Origin of the sequence: Rhodoferax sp. BAB1, from assembly GCF_013334205.1 — a bacterium.
GTDB lineage: Bacteria > Pseudomonadota > Gammaproteobacteria > Burkholderiales > Burkholderiaceae_C > Hylemonella.
This window is the reverse complement of record NZ_CP054424.1, coordinates 3,723,823-3,740,018: the sequence shown is the minus strand read 5'-3', so window position 1 is coordinate 3,740,018 and position 16,196 is coordinate 3,723,823. Positions and strand designations below refer to the sequence as shown.

General features: G+C 66.8%; 10 protein-coding genes, 1 tRNA gene and 1 pseudogene. 2 read left to right on the top strand and 10 right to left on the bottom strand.

The window, feature by feature from the left end:
- Window positions 1–53 precede the first annotated feature (53 nt).
- Window positions 54–1,018, bottom strand: a pseudogene (locus HTY51_RS18080) (AEC family transporter).
- A gap of 70 nt (window positions 1,019–1,088) precedes the next feature.
- On the opposite strand from HTY51_RS18080, the gene HTY51_RS18075 reads away from it, so the two are divergent.
- Window positions 1,089–3,212: an ATP-dependent helicase gene (locus tag HTY51_RS18075; protein ID WP_174254028.1), complete on the top strand. Its 2,124-nt coding sequence runs from the start codon at window positions 1,089–1,091 to the stop codon at window positions 3,210–3,212.
- Window positions 3,209–4,315 (top strand): phospholipase A, encoded by a 1,107-nt coding sequence (locus HTY51_RS18070; RefSeq protein ID WP_174254027.1) that lies wholly within the window; start codon window positions 3,209–3,211, stop codon window positions 4,313–4,315. The genes HTY51_RS18075 and HTY51_RS18070 overlap by 4 nt, the downstream gene beginning before the upstream one ends.
- A gap of 5 nt (window positions 4,316–4,320) precedes the next feature.
- On the opposite strand, the gene HTY51_RS18065 is transcribed toward HTY51_RS18070, so the two are convergent.
- The 9 genes from HTY51_RS18065 to rpoC all read right to left on the bottom strand — a co-directional run bounded on the left by HTY51_RS18065 (window position 4,321) and on the right by rpoC (window position 16,180).
- On the bottom strand, window positions 4,321–4,710 hold the full coding sequence (locus tag HTY51_RS18065) for a carboxymuconolactone decarboxylase family protein (RefSeq protein ID WP_174254026.1): 390 nt from the start codon (window positions 4,708–4,710) through the stop codon (window positions 4,321–4,323).
- A gap of 59 nt (window positions 4,711–4,769) precedes the next feature.
- Window positions 4,770–6,107 (bottom strand): MATE family efflux transporter, encoded by a 1,338-nt coding sequence (locus HTY51_RS18060; RefSeq protein WP_174254025.1) that lies wholly within the window; start codon window positions 6,105–6,107, stop codon window positions 4,770–4,772.
- Between the two features lie 153 nt (window positions 6,108–6,260).
- On the bottom strand, window positions 6,261–6,662 hold the full coding sequence (locus HTY51_RS18055; protein ID WP_174254024.1) for a hypothetical protein: 402 nt from the start codon (window positions 6,660–6,662) through the stop codon (window positions 6,261–6,263).
- Between the two features lie 176 nt (window positions 6,663–6,838).
- Window positions 6,839–6,914: transfer RNA gene (locus HTY51_RS18050), tRNA-Phe, on the bottom strand.
- Window positions 6,915–6,962: 48 nt separating this feature from the next.
- Window positions 6,963–7,643, bottom strand: coding sequence for a response regulator (locus tag HTY51_RS18045; protein ID WP_174254023.1), 681 nt, complete (start codon window positions 7,641–7,643; stop codon window positions 6,963–6,965).
- A gap of 36 nt (window positions 7,644–7,679) precedes the next feature.
- On the bottom strand, window positions 7,680–9,968 hold the full coding sequence (locus HTY51_RS18040) for an ATP-binding protein (RefSeq protein ID WP_254606930.1): 2,289 nt from the start codon (window positions 9,966–9,968) through the stop codon (window positions 7,680–7,682).
- On the bottom strand, window positions 9,965–10,606 hold the full coding sequence (locus HTY51_RS18035) for a DUF4390 domain-containing protein (protein ID WP_254606929.1): 642 nt from the start codon (window positions 10,604–10,606) through the stop codon (window positions 9,965–9,967). Before HTY51_RS18035 ends, HTY51_RS18040 begins: the two co-directional genes overlap by 4 nt.
- Window positions 10,557–11,882 carry a 16S rRNA (cytosine(967)-C(5))-methyltransferase RsmB gene (gene rsmB, locus HTY51_RS18030; protein WP_174254022.1) on the bottom strand — a complete coding sequence of 442 codons (1,326 nt, stop codon included), beginning with the start codon at window positions 11,880–11,882 and terminating at the stop codon, window positions 10,557–10,559. The genes HTY51_RS18035 and rsmB overlap by 50 nt, the downstream gene beginning before the upstream one ends.
- Window positions 11,883–11,980: 98 nt before the next feature.
- The gene (rpoC, locus tag HTY51_RS18025; protein ID WP_174254021.1) at window positions 11,981–16,180 is read right to left on the bottom strand and encodes a DNA-directed RNA polymerase subunit beta'; all 4,200 of its coding nucleotides are present in this window, start codon (window positions 16,178–16,180) and stop codon (window positions 11,981–11,983) included.
- Window positions 16,181–16,196 lie beyond the last annotated feature (16 nt).

The window sequence follows — 16,196 nt, the reverse complement described above, 5'->3', positions numbered from 1 at the left end:
CGAATAGGCGACAACTATCCATGTATGAATAGTCATAGGTATTTACCCTAGATCTAGGTCATCAAACCGACCGCGCCCGAGAAGCTCAGGAAGGCCACGGCGGTGGAGACCAGGATGATGCGGGCGATGCGCCCGTTGTCGGCGCCGAAGCGCTCGGCCAGCAAGGAGACATTGCTGGCGCTGGGCAGGGCCGCGGCCAGCACCATGACGGTGAGCGCAAAACGGCTCAGGGGCGCGCCCAGCTGCACGGCGCCCACGCCCACCAGCAACACCAGCAAGGGGTGCAGCAGCAACTTGAACACGGCCACCGGCACGTAGTCGCGCAGCGGGATGGGCGGGTGCTTGCTCTCGATGGTGAGGATCTGTGAACGCGCCAGCACGGCGCCGATGGTGAACAGGGCCACCGGCGAGGCCGCATCGGCCAGCAGGCCCACGGTCTTGTGCACCGGCCCCGGCAGTTCAAGCTGCACATAGGAGGCCAGCCCCCCAGCAGGATGGCCCAGGGCATGGGGTTGGTCAGCATGCCCTTGAGCGCATTCTTCAGCGCCACGGCCGTGCCGTGCTTGTCGGCACCGTCCAGGCGCGAGAGCGCAATGCACAGCGAGGTGGTGATCACCATGTCCACCAGCATGCCCACGATGATGGGCGCGGCCGCCAGCGGCCCCAGCAGCGCCACCAGCAGGGGCACACCCATGAAACCCGTGTTGGGAAAGGCCGCCACCAGGGCGCCGAAGGAAGCGTCGTTCCAGCGGATGCGGTCGTTCAGGGTGACGGCGATGGTGAAGCCCACCATGACCAGGCCGCAGAGCAGCCAGACCAGGAAGACCGAGTAGTCGAGCAGCTGGGCAATGGGTGTGCTGGCACCGAAGCGGTACAGCATGCAGGGCAGGGCAAAGAAGAGCACAAAGCCGTTCAGGCCGGGGATGGCTTCCAGCGGCAGCATGCGCCGGCGGGCAGCGAGGTAACCGCACAGGACCAGGGCAAAGAAGGGGAAGGTGACCGAGAAGATTTGCAACACGGTGTGTATTGTCGCCGCAGTGTGAAACGCGCTCTCGGTATGATCAGCCAGCAAGAGTTATCCACCACGCATGTCGTCATCCCCCTCCCACGGTCTCAATGTCGCACAGCAGGACGCTGTCAACTTTCTCCACGGCCCCTGCCTGGTGCTGGCCGGCGCCGGTTCCGGCAAGACGCGGGTCATCACGCACAAGATCGGCCGTCTGATCCAGGCCGGGCTGGAACCCAAGCGCATTGCCGCCATCACCTTCACCAACAAGGCCGCGGCCGAGATGCGCGAGCGCGCCAAGGGCCTGATCGGCAAGGCCGCAAAGGACGTGCGCATCTGCACCTTCCACGCCCTGGGCGTGCACCTGCTTCGGGAAGACGGCGAGGCCGTGGGCCTGAAGCCGAAGTTCTCCATCCTGGACAGCGACGACGTCACCAGCATCCTGAAGGACGCGGGCGGCAGCACCGACGCGGCCACCGCACGCCAGTGGCAGTGGGCCATCAGCCTGTGGAAGAACCTGGGGCTGAACGCCGAGCAGGCCGAAGCCCAGGCCAAGGACGACAACGAACGCATCACCGCGCGCATCATGGCGCGCTACGAGGAGCGCCTGGCCGCCTACCAGAGCGTGGACTTCGACGACCTGATCGGCCTGCCATTGAAACTGCTGCGCGACCACCCCGAGGTGCGGGCCAAGTGGCAGAAGATCATGGGCCACATCCTGGTCGACGAATACCAGGACACCAATGCCACGCAGTACGAACTGCTCAAGCTCATGGTGCCGGAGGACCCGACCCTGGCGCGCTTCACCGCCGTGGGCGACGACGACCAGTCCATCTACGGCTGGCGCGGCGCCACGCTGGACAACCTGAAGAAACTGCCGGTGGATTTCCCCACCCTGAAGGTCATCAAGCTGGAGCAGAACTACCGCTCCACCGGCGCCATCCTGCAGGCCGCCAACAACGTGATCGGCCCCAACCCCAAGCTGTTTCCGAAAAAGCTCTGGAGCGATCTGGGCGAGGGCGAGCCGGTGCGCGTAGTAGACGCCGACAGCGAGGAGCACGAGGCCGAGCGCATGGTGGCGCGCATCCAGAGCCTGCGCTCGGAGTCGCAGCACAAGGAATTCCGCCACTTTGCCGTGCTCTACCGCGCCAACCACCAGGCCCGCGTGCTGGAGCAGGCCCTGCGCAAGGCGCAGATTCCCTACAAGGTCTCGGGCGGCCAGAGCTTCTTCGACCGCGCCGAGATCCGCGACCTTTGCGCCTGGTTCCGCCTGTGGGTCAACAACGACGATGACCCGGCCTTCCTGCGCGCGGTCACCACGCCCAAACGCGGTATCGGCCACCAGACCCTGCAGTCCCTGGGCACCTTTGCCGGCCAGTACAAGCTGAGCCTGTTCGAGGCCCTGTTCTCCAGTTCCCTGCCCTCGGTGCTCAACGCGCGTGCGGTCGGCAGCCTGCACGAGTTCGGCCGGTACGTGAACGACCTCGAATACCGCGCCCGCCACACCGAAGGCGCCGAAGACGCCATGGTCTTCCTGATGGACTGGCTGAAGGACATCGGCTACGAGAAGCATCTCTACGACGGCGAGGACAGCGAAAAGCTGGCCGCGTCGCGCTGGACCAATGTGCTGGATTTCTGCGACTGGATGGCCAAGCGCTGCGGCGGCGAGATCGACGACACCGCCGGCGTGACGCTGGCCAGCGAGAAGAAGTCGCTGCTGGAAGTGGCGCAGACCATCTCCCTGCTCTCGACCATCAGCGAGCGCGACAAGGACCAGGACGTGGTGACGCTCTCCACCCTGCACGCCGCCAAGGGCCTGGAGTGGCCGCACGTGATGATGGTGGGCGTGACCGAAGGCATGCTGCCCTTCAAGCTGGACGAGGGCGCCGACTCGCTCGGGGGTTCGACGCGCGAGCACGAGGCCGTCAACGAGAGCGTGGCGCTGCGCCTGCAGGAGGAGCGCCGCCTGATGTACGTGGGCATCACACGGGCCCAGCGCACGCTGGCCGTGAGCTGGCCCAAGAAACGCAAGAAAGGCCGCGAGATGGTCAGCGTGATGCCCAGCCGTTTCATCGCCGAAATGGCGCTGAACCAGGCCACGACCCGGGAAGACCCGCGCGAAAAACTGCGCGCCCTGCGTGCCGAGTTCGCCAAAAAGGCGCAGGATACGGCAGCCGCTCAAGCGCTGGCTGGAGGTGCTGCATGAAAACACATCGCCTGTTGGGACTGCTGGCCGGTCTGGCCCTCAGCAGCCTGGCCTGGTCGCAGACCGCGACGGTGGGCGCACCGGATCCGGCCCAGGGCTGGCAAGCCTGCGCCCAGCAGAGCCAGGACGCGACGGCGCGCCTGGCCTGCTACGACCGCTGGGTGCAGCAGCAGGGGCAGGCCGCGCCCGCCGCGGTGGTCGCCACCGCCACCGAAACACCGGCCAGCCCGCCCGATTGCCGCAGCGGCACGCACAGCACCCTCTCGCGCTACTGGGAACTGGAGGCCGGCAGCGACTGCGGCCGTTTCAACATCCGCGGCTACAAGCCCATCAGCCTGTCCTGGGTGCACGGCACCAGCGTGAACACGGCGCCGAGCTCGACCGCAACGGGGCGCACGGCCACCAGCGAGCAGCCCTATATGCGTAACGAGATGCGCATCCAGCTCTCGGTACGGACCAAGGTCGCCTCGGGCCTGCTGCCCATGCTGCCCGAGGGGCAGCGCGATTCGCTCTGGTTCGGCTACAGCCAGCAGTCCTACTGGCAGCTGTTCAACACCGAGCTCTCTCGCCCTTTCCGCACCACGGACCACGAGCCCGAGGTCATGTACATCCTGCCCACGCCGCTGGACCTGCCCGGCGGCTGGCGCCTGCGCTACAGCGGCCTGAGCCTCAACCACCAGTCCAACGGCCAGACCCTGCCGCTGTCGCGTAGCTGGAACCGCGCCATCCTGATGGCCGGCATGGAGAAGGACGACCGCTACACCGTGACGGCCCGGCTCTGGAAGCGTATCAGCGACGGCGACGGCGACGGCACCCTCAGCTCGCTGGACGACAACCCGGGCATCGACGACACCATCGGGCGTGCCGAAGTGGCCGGTAGCTGGCAGATCGACCCCGAGCACACCGTGGCGCTGACCCTGCGGCACTCCCTGCGCTCCGACGCCAATGGCTCCTGGCGCCTGGAATGGCTCAGCCCCCTGGACAGCAGCTCCAAGGGCCTGCGCCTGCATGTGCAGTTCTTCAGCGGCTACGGCGACGCCCTGGTGGACTACAACCGCCGCCGCAGCCTGCTCAGCGTCGGTCTGAGCCTGGTCGACTGGTAGTTACCTTACTTGCTCGCCTCGTCCTTGAAGACCTGCTGCGCGATCTTGAAGGAGTCCAGCCCCGCGGGTGCGCCGCAGTAGACAGCGGCCTGCAGGAAGACCTCGCGCATCTCCTCTTTCGTGACGCCGTTGTTGAGCGCGCCCTTGATGTGCAGCTTCAGTTCATTGGGGCGGTTCAGCGCCGTGAGCATGGCCAAGTTAAGCATGCTGCGCGTCTTGCGGTCCAGCCCTTCGCGGGTCCAGACCGTGCCCCAGGCGTTCTCGGTCAGGAACTGCTGGATCGTCGCCATGAACTCGTCGGTACTGGCAGCGGCCAGCGATTGGTTGACATACGCTTCGCCCAGCACGGCCTTGCGCACGGCCAGGCCGGCCTTGAATCTCGGGTTCTCGTCCATGGTGTCTCCGTGGGTGGTGATGTGCCGTCCACTGTACAGGGCGAACGGCGCCCGCGCGCTCAATCGCCCCAGCGTACGTAGTACACCGTAAGCGCCGTGACCAGGCCGTAGAGCAGCATGGCCGCGCTGATCAGGGCGAACATGCCCGCCACCGGCACGTCGTAGCGCAGCAGCAGCCAGCCGCCCACCGCCACCAGCAGCAGGCGCAGCGTGCCGGCCAGCACCGGGCCCAGCAGCTTGCCCGCGCCCTGGGCCGCAAAGTACAGGCACAGGCCAAAGGCGAAGAAACCGTAGGCCGGCGCGACCCAGCGGAAGTAACTGCCGGCGTAGGCGATCACCTGCGGCTCGTCAGTGAACAGCCGCGACCAGACATCAGGAAAAACCGCCACCAGCAGGCCTATGCCACCGACGATGGCAGCCGCCAGGCTGGCCCCCGTCCAGGCCACGCGCCGCGCGCGCGCCACCAGGCCCGAGCCCAGGGCCATGCCCACCAGGGGCAGGCAGGCCACGCCGATGGCAAAGGTCACGGGAATGAGCAGGAACTCCAGCCGCGCACCGATGCCGTAACCGGCCAGCGCCTCGGTGCCGTAAGCGGCCACTATGCGCGTGATGATGAGGATGGTCAGCACGGTCTGCAGCGAGGAGATGCTGGCGACGGCGCCGACCTTGAGGATGTCGTGGAAGTGGCTGCGATGCAGCAGCCGGGTGGCGAACACCAGGCGCACGCGGCCGTGCCCCGTGCGCAGGTGGCGGTAAAGGTACAGCGCGCCCAGGCTGAAGGCGATCACCTGCCCCAGCGCGATACCAGCCATGCCCATGCGGGGCAGCGGCCCCCAGCCCAGGCCCAGCAGGCCTCCCAGGACGATCTGCCCCAGGGCCACGCCCAGCAGGGTGAGCGACGGCGTTTTCATATTGCCCGCGCCGCGGATGACCGAAGCCAGGGCATTGGTCAGCCAGATGCTCAGCGCCCCGGCAAAGGCGATCTGCGCGTAGGCCAGGGACTGCGCCAGCGCCTCGCCCTGTCCGCCGATCAGCTGAAACAGGGCTCGCCCCCAGAGCAGGATGAACGCGCTGAAGAATAGCCCCAGCACCGCGCTGATGATCACGGCATGCAGGGCCAGCGCATCGGCCCGGGCCTGCTGGCCGGCCCCGATGGCCCGACTCACGGCGGCCGCGATGCCGCCGCCGATGGAGCCGGCCGACAGCATCTGCTGCAGCATGACGAGGGGAAAGACCAGCGCCATGCCAGCGAGTGCCGGCGTGCCCAGCAAACCCACATACACGGTCTCGGCCACGCTGACCAGGGCCGTGGCCACCATGGCAACCATATTGGGCACGCTGAGCCGCCAGAGGGTGGGGAGGATAGGGGCGGAGGTCAGGGAGTGGGTGGCAGCCATGGATTCCTGAGAGGCCGGGCGCGGCCTGCATCCTTTCATGATGGCAGGGATCACGGTGGCCTGCTGCGCACCTGGGCGACATGGCCACGCCATTCACGTGGTCGCAGCCGCTCCGGGCCAGCAAGAAAAAAGCCCCTCACGGGGCTTCTTGGCTCAGGCGGCTTGCGCGCTGCCAGGGCTCGGCGTACGCCCCGTCCATGCCGCACACAGCGAGTCCGCCAGCTGGTCGGGCACCTCGTTGTCAAAGCTCATCAGCAGCTCGGGTGCCTGGGCTGCGGCCGCCGATTTCAGGATGTCGGCCAGGCTGGCCCGCTGCGCATCGGTCGCCACGTGGCTGTGGCGCTGGGCCAGGCAGGCCAGGGTGGCATCCCGCAGGCGGTCGGAGCCCAGCACATGCCAGGCGTAATCGATCTCGTAACGCTCGAAGGCGTCTTTCAAGCTCTCCCCGTTGATCTTGGCTTCCTCGGCGAAGTGGTTCAGCGTGCGGGTGCAGATCGTGTTCATCACGCGGTCGAGCTGTGCGGTGTGCTCGTGCACGGAATGTTCAGTGGTCATAGAGGACTCCTGTTGGTGTGATGAGCGGGTGCCCAAGATACGTCCGACAGCCATCAACACGCAGGCCAATGGGCAGACGGGGGAAAGGTGGCCAGCCGCCCCGGTTTCGGGGGCGGCCAGGGCCGGCGCGGGGGAAATAAAAAAGCCACCCCTGAGGATGGCTTTCTGAGAGATTCTGGTGGCCTGGGGCGGAATCGAACCACCGACACGCGGATTTTCAATCCGCTGCTCTACCAACTGAGCTACCGGGCCATGGAGAGATGGAATTATAGCAGCAGTCCGGTGGCCTTGCGGCCGGGCTCAGCCACCGTTGCGCTTGCCGCGACTCAGGTCCACGCCGAGTTGCTTGAGCTTGCGGTAGAGGTGGGTGCGCTCCAGGCCGGTCTTCTCGGCCACGCGGGTCATGGAGCCGCTTTCACGGGCCAGGTGGTACTCGAAATAGGCTTTTTCGAACTCGTCGCGCGCCTCGCGCAGCGGCTTGTCGAGCTGGAAGTTCTGCTGCGCCTGCGGGCCGGTCTCCGCGCTGGCCATCAGGGGCGGGTTCAGGCCCTGTGCCTCTGCGCTGGCGGCCGGCGTCAGCAGCCCGCCCCCATGGGCCGGCGCTGCCGCTTGCGGTGTGTTGCGCACCAGGCCCTGTTCCACCGCCTTGAGCAGCTTCTGCAGGGTAATGGGTTTTTCCAGGAAGGCCTGGGCGCCGATCTTGGTGGCGGCGACGGCGGTGTCGATGGTGGCGTGGCCGCTCATCATGATGACGGGCATGGTCAGCAGGCCGGTGGTGGACCACTCCTTGAGCAGGGTGACGCCGTCGGTGTCGGGCATCCAGATGTCGAGCAGGACCAGGTCGGGGCGCTCGCGCTGGCGGGCGGCACGGGCCTGCGCCGCGTTCTCGGCCACCTCGACGCTGTGTCCCTCGTCGTTCAGGATTTCCCACAGCAGGTCGCGTATGCCTAGCTCGTCATCGACTACCAGTATGTTTGCCATGATGTGAACGCGGGTCTCTCGTAGTTCGGGCGGGATTCAGGCCGGGGCCGGTTTCTCCACTGCGAATGATAACGATACTTGCGCCCCCACCACCTGCTCCTCGGCCAGGCGGTTGGCCAGGTCGATCCGGGCACCGTGTTCGTCGGCAATTTTCTTGACCACGGCCAGGCCCAGGCCGGTGCCCTTGGCCTTGGTGGTGACGTAGGGCTCGAAGGCGCGCTTGAGGATGGCCTCGGGGAAACCCACGCCCCAGTCCAGCACGCTCAGGCGCACACGGCCACTGGCTTCCACCCACTGGGTGCGCACGATCACCGGGAATTCCGGCCCGCTGCGTCCGGCGGTATCGGTCGCGTCCTGGGCATTCTGCAGCAGGTTGTGCAGCACCTGGCGCAGCTGCTGCGCGTCGCCCAGGATACGGGGACAGCGTTCGTCCAGTTCGGCGCGCACCGGCACGCGAGCACTGTCGCCGCCATACAGATGCAGCACCTCGACCACCTGGGCATTGAGGTCCAGCGGCTTGAGTTCGGCCGCAGGCAGGCGCGCATAGTCGCGGAATTCGTTGACCAGGCGTTTCATGGCATCGACCTGGTCGACGATGGTCTTGACCGATTTGGTCAGCACGGCCTGCTCGGTGGGCTCGACCTTGCCGGCGAGTTTTTTCTCCAGCCGCTCGGCGGAGAGCTGGATGGGCGTGAGCGGGTTCTTGATCTCATGGGCCAGGCGGCGCGCCACTTCGCCCCAGGCCTGGGAGCGCTGGGCCGAGACGATTTCGGAAATATCGTCGAACACCAGCAGCCAGGCCTTGCCCGGCAGTTCGGCACCGCGCGCCACCAGGGTCAGGGTACTCTCCCCGCTGGTGCCGGCCGCCGGCGAGCCCGAGGGCGGGCCGAGTTCGAAGGACTGCTGCCAGTGGTCCAGGGCGTGTTCGGCGCGCTCCTCGACGAAACGGTCGAACTGCTGCTGCACGTTGCTGGCGAAGTCCTCCAGCCCCGCGATGTCGGCCAGGTGCTTGCCCTCCCAGGCGGCCATGGGCACGCGCAGGATGCGGGTGGCCCCGGGGTTGACCGACTGGATCACGCCCTGCGCGTCCAGCACCATGACCCCGGCAGTCAGGTTGTCCAGGATGGTCTGCAGGTTCTCGCGCGCGGCGTTGACCTGCTCCATGCTGCTCTCGACCGCATGGCGTGCGTCGGCCAGCTGCTGCGTCATGTCGGCAAAGGAACGCGTCAGGCCGCCGAGTTCATCACGCCCCTGCAGCGCCGCCTTCGGGGTCAGGTCGCCGGCCGCCACCTGGCGCACGCCGTCGGCCAGCAGCAGCAGCGGCCGCGTGATCTGGTTACCCAGCACCACGGCCAGCAGCACGGCGCCGAAGACGGCGAGGAAAAGGCTGAGGGTGAGCGTGCCGATGTACATGCGCCGCAGGCCCTGGCGTGCCAGCGCGCGCTCCTGGTACTCGCGATGCGCCTCGGTCACCGCCAGGGCATTGGCCACCAGGGTTTCGGGCAGGATCTGGGTGACCATGAGGAAACGCGGCTCGTCCAGGATTTCCAGGCCCGTGCGTGGCACCAGCACCAGGGCCGTGATGCGCGCCTGCGCCGGCGCCATGGCGCTGCCTTCTTCCAGGCCCTCGACCCAGGTCACGGCGCGCTGGGTGCGCGCCTTGCGGAACTGGGCGGGCGGCGGTTTTTCCGGATTGAGCTGGAAACGCAGATCCCCCACGCTGGCCAGTACCTGGCCATTGGCACTCCAGAGGATGGCGTCACGCACCTCCAGCTGTTCGCGCAGGCGCTCCAGCATCAGGCCGGCCACCACATCGGGCGTGTCCTGCAACTGGGCAGCGGAAGCGCGCGTCTTGCCGGCCAGGTCCTTGGAGAGGGTGTCGAGGGTGGCACGCCCCAGGCCCAGGCCGGCCTCCAGCGCGCCTTCGACCTGCACGTCGAACCAGCTCTCGATGGAGCGCGAGACAAACTGGTAGGAGACCACATAGATCAGCAGGCCCGGCACGAAGCCGGCCAGCGCAAACACCGCGGCCAGCTTGACCAGCAGCCGGCTGCCGAAGCGCCCCTGGCGCAGGCGCTTGAACAAGCGCCAGGCCACCCAGGCGATGACCCCCAGCAGCGTCACGGCCACCACCACGTTGAGGGTGAACAGGCGCGCGTAGTTGCGCTCGTACATCTCGCGGTTGTCGGTGGCCTGGGTCAGCAGGAAGAGCAGCACCATGCCGATGGCCACGACGATGGCCAGCACCACACCCAGGGTCCAGCGCAAGGCCCTGGATTGCTGCGGATACAGGCGCTTGTCGGCACCCGCGGCCGGGGGTTTCACTTCAGGTTCTCCGGCGCCAGGCGCTTGCTGGCGCTGACGGCCAGCACCCAGTCGCTCTCACCCAGGGCGCCGATCTGCAAGGGACGGGGCAGTTGCGTGACATCGAGACGGAAGCGGAACTCGAAGCGGTGCTGCGATCCGGCCTCCAGGTCGGCCAGGCTGGCGATGCGCCAGCCCGAGACGCGCCGGATCACGGCCAGGGCCTCGTCCAGCGTATCGAAGGTCTGTGCCAGGGCCACACCGGCTCCGCCGCTGCTGGCCAGTCCGGCCCCCATGGTGAGCCGCCAGCGGCGGATCAGAGGCTGGAACACCAGGCGCATGTGGCGCTGGGCCCCGCCCACGCGCTTGTCCAGCCAGTACCAGCGCTCGCGGTAGACCTCGGCCTCCTGCACGAAGATCACCGGCAGGCCCTTGTACAGGGCATCCTGCACAGCCGAGGGCAAATCAAAAGTGACGGTGGCCGCCAGATCGACCCCCTCGCCGCTGCGGCCCAGATCCAGCTGGGTGATCTCAACCCGGGCCGGCTGCGCATGCAGGGGCAGCGGCTGCAGCAGCCCGAACAGGGCGCAGACAAGCAGCGCGGACAGCTCAGCCCTCGCCCTTCTCCAGCAGTGCGTAATAAAAACCGTCTTGATCACTGCTCTGATTGTCCGTGACCGCGGCGCTTCCCCGCGACATGGAGGGCCATAAATGGCCGGGCGAAGGCAGCAAACGTGCCGCTCTGTTGTGTGCAAGAAACGCCTGCACCTGCTCTTCCCCCTCGGCCCGGAACACCGAGCAGGTGCAGTACACCAATCGTCCCCCTGGTTTGAGCAGGGGCCAGAGCGTGGCCAGCAGACGGGCCTGCTGGATCGCCAGTTGGGTGATGTCGCTCTCGCGGCGCAGCCAGCGCACGTCCGGATGGCGGCGCACGATGCCTGAGGCGGTGCAGGGGGCGTCGAGCAAGATGGCATCAAACGGCTGCCCGTCCCACCAGCGCTGCGGCGTGCCCGCGTCCGCCGCCAGCACCTCAGCCTGCAGGCCCAGGCGTTGCAGGTTCTCGCGGATGCGCCCGCAGCGTTGCGGGTCGATGTCCAGGGCCGTGACCTCCCCCGCGCCCAGTTCCAGCAGATGGGCCGTCTTGCCGCCGGGGGCGGCGCAGGCATCGAGCACGCGCAAGCCGGGCCGGCCCTCCAGGCCCTGCAACAGCAGGGGGGCCGCCAGCTGGGCCGCCGCGTCCTGCACCGAGACCTGTCCCTGGATGAAACCCGGGATCTGCTGCACCGGCAGCGGCTCCCCCAGAGTCACGCCGTAAGAGCCATTGCGCACGGCCGGGATGCCGGCCGTGCGCAAGACCTCCAGATAGTCCGCCACCGTCGTCTGGCGGCTGTTCACGCGCAGCGTCATGGGCGCCTGCCGGTTGTTGGCCTGCAGGATGTCCTGCCAGTGCTCCGGCACCTCCCGCTGCAGGCGGGTGATCCACCAGGCCGGGTGGTTCCAGCGCGCGACCGGATCCTGTTCGGTCTGTGCCACCAGGGCCTCGCGTTCGCGCAGGAAACGGCGCAGGCAGGCGTTGATGAAGTTGGCCTGGGCGTGGGTGGCCTCGGTCCGTTTGGCCGCTTCCACGGCCTGGTTGACCAGGGTATGGACCTCGTAGGGCGCCCCCTCGTCGCGCCAGGCCAGGGCCAGGGCCAGGCACAGCAGGGCATCGGCCGCCGGCGGCGGCTTGCGCGGGGCCAGCAACTTGCGCAGGGCTTCGGCGCGGCCGAGCTGGCGCAGCGCGGCGTAGACCAGCGCCTGCACGCCGGGGCGCAGCAGGGCGGGCACGGCCTCGATGGCCAGCGTCCCGGAGCTGCCGGCGCGGATGGCCGCCAGGGCGACTGCACCGGCCTGCAACTGGCGCCATAAGGCGGGGGCTTGCCCGGTCTCACTCATGCATCGTTCCTCGACATGTTCATCGTCCATCCGGCCCCAGGCAAAAAAATGCCCCAAGTGCGGAGCACCTGGGGCATTTTGCGCGAGCGCAACCGGTCTTACTCGGTGGCAGCGCCTTCGCTGCTCTGGGCCAGCTCGGCGGCCTCCGCATCGGCGATGGCGCGGCGCTCGGCCTCGTCCATGCCCTCGCGGATCTTGCGGGCGTCGTGGTAGGCCATGCCGGTACCCGCCGGGATCAGGCGGCCGACGATGACGTTTTCCTTCAGACCGCGCAGCTCGTCGCGTTTGCCCATGATGGCGGCTTCGGTCAGCACGCGCGTGGTCTCCTGGAAGGAGGCGGCGCTGATGAAGCTGTCGGTGGACAGCGAGGCCTTGGTGATACCCAGCAGCAGGTTGGTGTAGGTCGAGGGAAGCTTGCCGTCCTTGCGCAGGGCGTCATTGGTGTTGAGCATCTCCGAGCGTTCCACCTGCTCGCCGCCGATGTAGCCCGAGTCACCCGGGTTCTCGACCACGACACGGCGCAGCATCTGGCGCACGATCACCTCGATGTGCTTGTCGTTGATCTTCACGCCCTGCAGGCGGTAGACGTCCTGGACTTCGTCCACGATGTAACGTGCCAGCTCTTCCATGCCCAGCAGGCGCAGGATGTCCTGCGGGTCGGCCGGGCCGTCGACGATGCTCTCGCCCTTGTTGACCACCTGGCCTTCGTGCACCACGATGTTCTTTTCCTTGGGCACGAGCTCTTCCCAGACCTTGCCTTCGGGATCGGTGATCTGCAGGCGGACCTTGCCCTTGGTCTCCTTGCCGAAGGACACGGTACCCGTGACCTCGGCCAGGATGCCCTTGTCCTTGGGGGAACGGGCTTCGAACAGCTCGGCCACACGCGGCAGACCGCCGGTGATGTCGCGGGTCTTCTGGCCTTCGATCGGGATACGGGCCAGCACTTCGCCCGGGCCCACGTCCTGGCCGTCACGCACCTGGATCAGGGCGCCGACCTGGAAGCCGATGGTCACCGAGTGGTCGGTGCCGGGGATCTTGACCTCGTTGCCCGAGGCGTCGATCAGCTTGACCTGCGGACGCACGACCTTGACGGAACCGCGACGCTTGGGGTCGATCACGACCAGGGTGGACAGGCCGGTGACTTCGTCCACCTGCTTGGCCACGGTCAGGCCCTCTTCGACATTCTCGAAGTGCGCCTTGCCGGCGAACTCGGTGATGATCGGGCGGGTCAGCGGATCCCAGTTGGCCAGGATGGTGCCGGCCTTGATGGCCTGGTCAGCCTTGACCGTCAGGATGGCGCCGTAAGGCACCTTGTGACGTTCACGCTCGCGGCCATGCTCGTCCTGGATGATGATCTCGCCGGAACGGGCGATCACCACGAGCTCCTTCTTGCTGTTGGTCACGTAGCGCATCGTGGCATTGAAGCCGATGATGCCGTTGGACTTGGCTTCCACGCTGGAGGCGATGGCCGCACGCGAAGCGGCACCACCGATGTGGAAGGTACGCATGGTCAGCTGCGTGCCCGGCTCGCCGATGGACTGGGCAGCGATCACGCCGACCGCCTCGCCCATGTTGACCAGGCCGCCACGGCCGAGGTCACGGCCGTAGCACTTGGCGCACAGGCCAAAGCGCGTGGCGCAGGTCAGCGCGGTGCGGACCTTGACCTCGTCGACACCGGCGGCTTCCAGTTCCTCGATGATGTCCTCGTCCAGCATGTTGCCAGCCGGCACCAGCACGACGCGGGATTCCGGATGCAGCACGTCCTCGGCCGCGGTACGGCCCAGCACACGGTCGCGCAGCGACTCGATCACCTCGCCGCCCTCGACGATGGCGCGCATCAGCGAACCTTCGCTGGTGCCGCAGTCGTCCTGCGTCACCACCAGGTCCTGCGTCACGTCCACCAGACGGCGGGTCAGATAGCCGGAGTTGGCCGTCTTCAGCGCCGTGTCGGCCAGGCCCTTGCGGGCGCCGTGCGTGGAGATGAAGTACTGCAGCACGTTGAGGCCTTCACGGAAGTTGGCCGTGATGGGCGTCTCGATGATGGAGCCGTCGGGCTTGGCCATCAGGCCGCGCATGCCGGCCAGCTGGCGGATCTGCGCAGCAGAGCCGCGCGCACCGGAGTCGGCCATCATGTAGATGGAGTTGAAGGACTCCTGGTCCACCGTCTTGCCATGGCGATCCGTGGTCTTCTCGGTGCGCAGCTGGTCCATCATGACCTTGGAGACCTTGTCGCCGGCCTTGCCCCAGATGTCCACCACCTTGTTGTAGCGCTCGCCGGAGGTCACCAGACCCGAGGTGTACTGCTGCTCGATGTCCTTGACCTCTTTTTCGGCCGACTCGATGATCTCGCCCTTTTCCTTGGGCACCAGCATGTCGTCGATGCAGATCGAAATGCCCGCCTTGGTCGCCAGACGGAAACCGTTTTGCAGCAGCTTGTCTGCAAACACCACGGTCTCCTTCAGGCCGCACTTGCGGAAGGACACATTGATCAGCTTGGAGATTTCCTTCTTCTTCAGCGCCTTGTTGATGTTGCTGAAGGGCAGGCCCTTGGGCAGGATCTCCGACAGCAGCGCGCGGCCGACCGTGGTCTCGACGACCTTGGTCTCGGGCACGAACTCGCCGGAATCCTTGTCCTTGGTCCACTCGGTCAGGCGCACGTGGACGCGCGCGGTCAGCTCGACCATGCCGGCGTCCAGGGCGCGCAGGGCTTCGGCGGTGTCGGCGAACATCATGCCTTCGCCCTTGCCGTTGACGCGCTCACGGGTCGTGTAGTACAGGCCCAGCACCACGTCCTGCGAAGGAACGATGGAGGGCTCGCCGTTGGCGGGGAACAGCACGTTGTTGGAGGCCAGCATCAGGGTGCGGGCTTCCATCTGGGCTTCCACCGACAGCGGGACGTGCACGGCCATCTGGTCGCCGTCGAAGTCGGCGTTGAAGGCGGCACAAACCAGCGGGTGCAGCTGGATGGCCTTGCCCTCGATCAGGATGGGCTCGAAGGCCTGGATACCGAGGCGGTGCAGCGTCGGTGCGCGGTTCAGCAGCACCGGGTGCTCCTTGATCACCTCTTCCAGGATGTCCCAGACCACTGGCGTGCCGGTCTCGACTTCCTTCTTCGCCGCCTTGATGGTGGTGGCGATGCCCATGGCTTCCAGGCGCGAGAAGATGAAAGGCTTGAACAGCTCCAGGGCCATCAGCTTGGGCAGGCCGCACTGGTGCAGCTTGAGGGTCGGGCCCACGGTGATGACGGAACGACCGGAGTAGTCGACGCGCTTGCCCAGCAGGTTCTGGCGGAAACGACCGCTCTTGCCCTTGATCATGTCTGCCAGGGACTTGAGCGCGCGCTTGTTGGCGCCCGTCATGGCCTTGCCACGGCGGCCGTTGTCCAGCAGCGAATCCACGGCTTCCTGCAGCATGCGCTTCTCGTTGCGCGCGATGATCTCGGGCGCCTTGAGCTCGAGCAGGCGACGCAGGCGGCTGTTGCGGTTGATGACACGACGGTAGAGGTCGTTCAGGTCGGAGGTCGCAAAGCGGCCGCCGTCCAGGGGAACGAGCGGACGCAGGTCCGGCGGCAGCACGGGCAGCACTTCCAGCACCATCCACTCGGGCTTGATGCCGGACTTCTTGAAGGCTTCCAGCACTTTCAGGCGCTTGGCGTTCTTCTTGACCTTCAGCTCGGAGCCGGTCAGGTCACCGCGCAGGCGCTCGATCTCGGTGTCGATCTCGATGCCCTGCAGCAGGTCCTTGATGCCTTCGGCGCCCATCTTGGCGGTGAACTCGTCACCGTGTTCCTTGACCTTGGCGTCGTAGTCGTCCTCGGACATGATGCTGAACTTCTTCAGCGGGGTCATGCCGGGGTCGGTCACCACATAGGCTTCGAAGTACAGCACGCGCTCGATGTCGCGCAGCGTCATGTCCAGCACCAGGCCCAGGCGCGAGGGCAGGGACTTCAGGAACCAGATGTGGGCGCAAGGCGCGGCCAGGTCGATGTGACCCATGCGCTCACGGCGCACCTTGGTCTGCGTGACTTCAACGCCGCACTTCTCGCAGATCACGCCGCGGTGCTTGAGGCGCTTGTACTTGCCGCACAGGCACTCGTAGTCCTTGATGGGGCCGAAGATCTTGGCACAGAACAGGCCGTCACGCTCGGGCTTGAAGGTGCGGTAGTTGATGGTCTCGGGCTTCTTCACCTCGCCGAAGGACCAGGAACGGATCTTCTCGGGCGAGGCCAGGCCGATCTTGATGGCATCGAAATGCTCATCCGGCGTGAACTGCTTGAACAGGTCGAGTAGGGATTTCATATGACTCTATCCTTTG

Bases quoted from the DNA above. Each gene is read 5' to 3' on its own strand.
- HTY51_RS18075 (WP_174254028.1), top strand. From the start codon at position 1,089: ATGTCGTCATCCCCCTCCCACGGTCTCAATGTCGCACAGCAGGACGCT.
- HTY51_RS18070 (WP_174254027.1), top strand. From the start codon at position 3,209: ATGAAAACACATCGCCTGTTGGGACTGCTGGCCGGTCTGGCCCTCAGC.
- HTY51_RS18065 (WP_174254026.1), bottom strand. From the start codon at position 4,710: ATGGACGAGAACCCGAGATTCAAGGCCGGCCTGGCCGTGCGCAAGGCC.
- HTY51_RS18060 (WP_174254025.1), bottom strand. From the start codon at position 6,107: ATGGCTGCCACCCACTCCCTGACCTCCGCCCCTATCCTCCCCACCCTC.
- HTY51_RS18055 (WP_174254024.1), bottom strand. From the start codon at position 6,662: ATGACCACTGAACATTCCGTGCACGAGCACACCGCACAGCTCGACCGC.
- HTY51_RS18045 (WP_174254023.1), bottom strand. From the start codon at position 7,643: ATGGCAAACATACTGGTAGTCGATGACGAGCTAGGCATACGCGACCTG.
- rsmB (WP_174254022.1), bottom strand. From the start codon at position 11,882: ATGAGTGAGACCGGGCAAGCCCCCGCCTTATGGCGCCAGTTGCAGGCC.
- rpoC (WP_174254021.1), bottom strand. From the start codon at position 16,180: ATGAAATCCCTACTCGACCTGTTCAAGCAGTTCACGCCGGATGAGCAT.